At 68.6% G+C, this 1,788-nt stretch carries 2 protein-coding genes; both read left to right on the top strand.

Features of this window, described 5'->3' with window-relative positions; genetic code table 11:
- A partial coding sequence (locus B2W70_RS00365) for a transporter substrate-binding domain-containing protein (RefSeq protein WP_286741931.1) occupies nucleotides 1–541 on the top strand: 541 nt, incomplete at its 5' end.
- 223 nt (nucleotides 542–764) lie between these two features.
- The coding region (locus B2W70_RS00360; RefSeq protein WP_286741930.1) for a type II asparaginase at nucleotides 765–1,788 on the top strand (1,024 nt) is incomplete at its 3' end.

Here is a 1,788-nt window from a genome sequence, read left to right as displayed (position 1 = left end):
GGTCGACTTCTCGACCAACATCTTCGTCGTCGGCACCCGCCTGATGACCAAGAAGGACTCGGGCGTCAAGGACTTCGCCAACCTCAAGGGCAAGAACGTGGTGGTGACGGCCGGCACCACCTCCGAGCGCCTGCTGCGCAAGTTCAACGAGACCTCGGGCGCCGGCATGGCCATCATCTCGGCCAAGGACCACGGCGAGAGCTTCCTGACGCTGGAGACCGGCCGCGCGGTGGCCTTCATGATGGACGACGCCCTGCTCTACGGCGAGAAGGCCAAGGCCAAGAAGCCCGATGACTGGGTGGTGGTCGGCAAGCCGATGTCGGAAGAAGCCTACGGCTGCATGATGCGCAAGGGCGACCCCGCCTTCAAGAAGGTCGTCGACGCGGCGCTGACCAAGGCCATGACCTCGGGCGAAGCCGCCAAGATCTACGCCAAGTGGTTCCAGCAGCCCATCCCGCCCAAGGGCCTGAACCTGAACTGGCCGATGTCGGACGACGTGCAGAACCTGTTCAAGGCGCCCAACGACAAGCCGTTCGAATGACCGGCTGAGGACGCGGCCCGCTGCACGACAGCACGACAGCACGACTGCCCACAGCAGGCCACACAGGCCCACAGAAGGCCGCGCCTCCCCCACGCTCTCCTCGCCACACCCGTCCCTGCCAGCCGCCACCGCGGTGGCGCCCGAACGGCCTGAAACCCAAAAAACAGGCCGGTCGCGCCGCCGCATGGCCTGAACACACCCGACCGACACCTGGAGCGAAGACATGACCTTGACCCCCACCCGACTGATGAGCGCCCTGGGCTGTGCCCTGGCCCTCACGCTGCTGCCCGGCCTGCCGGCGCAGGCGCAGACCAGCCCCACCACCAACGCCGCGACCACCACCGCCGCCAAGAAAGCCCAAGTGGTGATCCTGGCCACCGGCGGCACCATCGCCGGCGCCGGCGCCTCGGCCGCCAACAGCGCCACCTACCAGGCCGCCAAGGTGCCGGTCGACAAGCTGCTGGCCTCGGTGCCCGAGCTGGGCAACCTGGCCCAGGTGCGCGGCGAGCAGGTCTTCCAGATCGCCTCCGAGAGCTTCACCAACGAGCACCTGCTGCAGGTGGCCCGGCGCGTGTCGGCCCTGGCCAAGCAGGCCGATGTGGATGGCATCGTCATCTCCCACGGCACCGACACGCTGGAAGAAACCGCCTTCTTCCTGAACCTGACGGTGCACACCAGCAAGCCCATCGTGGTGGTGGGCTCGATGCGCCCGGGCACGGCCCTGTCGGCCGACGGCGCGCTCAACCTCTACAACGCCGTGGCCACCGCCGCCTCGCCTGCCGCCGCCGGCAAGGGCGTGCTGGTGACCATGAACGACGAGATCAACACCGGGCGTGACGTCACCAAGGCGGCCAACATCCGCCCCGACGCCTTCAAGAGCCCCTGGGGCCCGCTGGGCATGGTGGTCGAAGGCCAGACCTACTGGTTCCGCGCGCCCGCCAAGCGCCACACCATGAGCAGCGAGTTCGACATCGACCGCATTTCCTCGCTGCCGCAGGTCGACATCGCCTACGGGCACGGCGGCGTCTCGCCCGTGGCCTACCAGGCCCTGGCCGCATCGGGCGCCAAGGCCCTGATCCACGCCGGCACGGGCAACGGCTCGGTGTCCAAGGACGTGGTGCCCGCGCTGCGCGAGTTGCGCGCCAAGGGCGTGCAGGTGATCCGCTCTTCGCGCATCGACGGAGGTGGCTTCGTGATCCGCAACGCCGAGCAGCCCGACGACCAGTACGACTGGGTCGTGGCGCACG

Source organism: Aquabacterium sp. UBA2148 (assembly GCF_002328915.1).
GTDB lineage: Bacteria > Pseudomonadota > Gammaproteobacteria > Burkholderiales > Burkholderiaceae_C > Aquabacterium > Aquabacterium parvum.
Note: the sequence above shows the minus strand (reverse complement) of the source record. Positions and strands in the feature narration are given on the sequence as shown.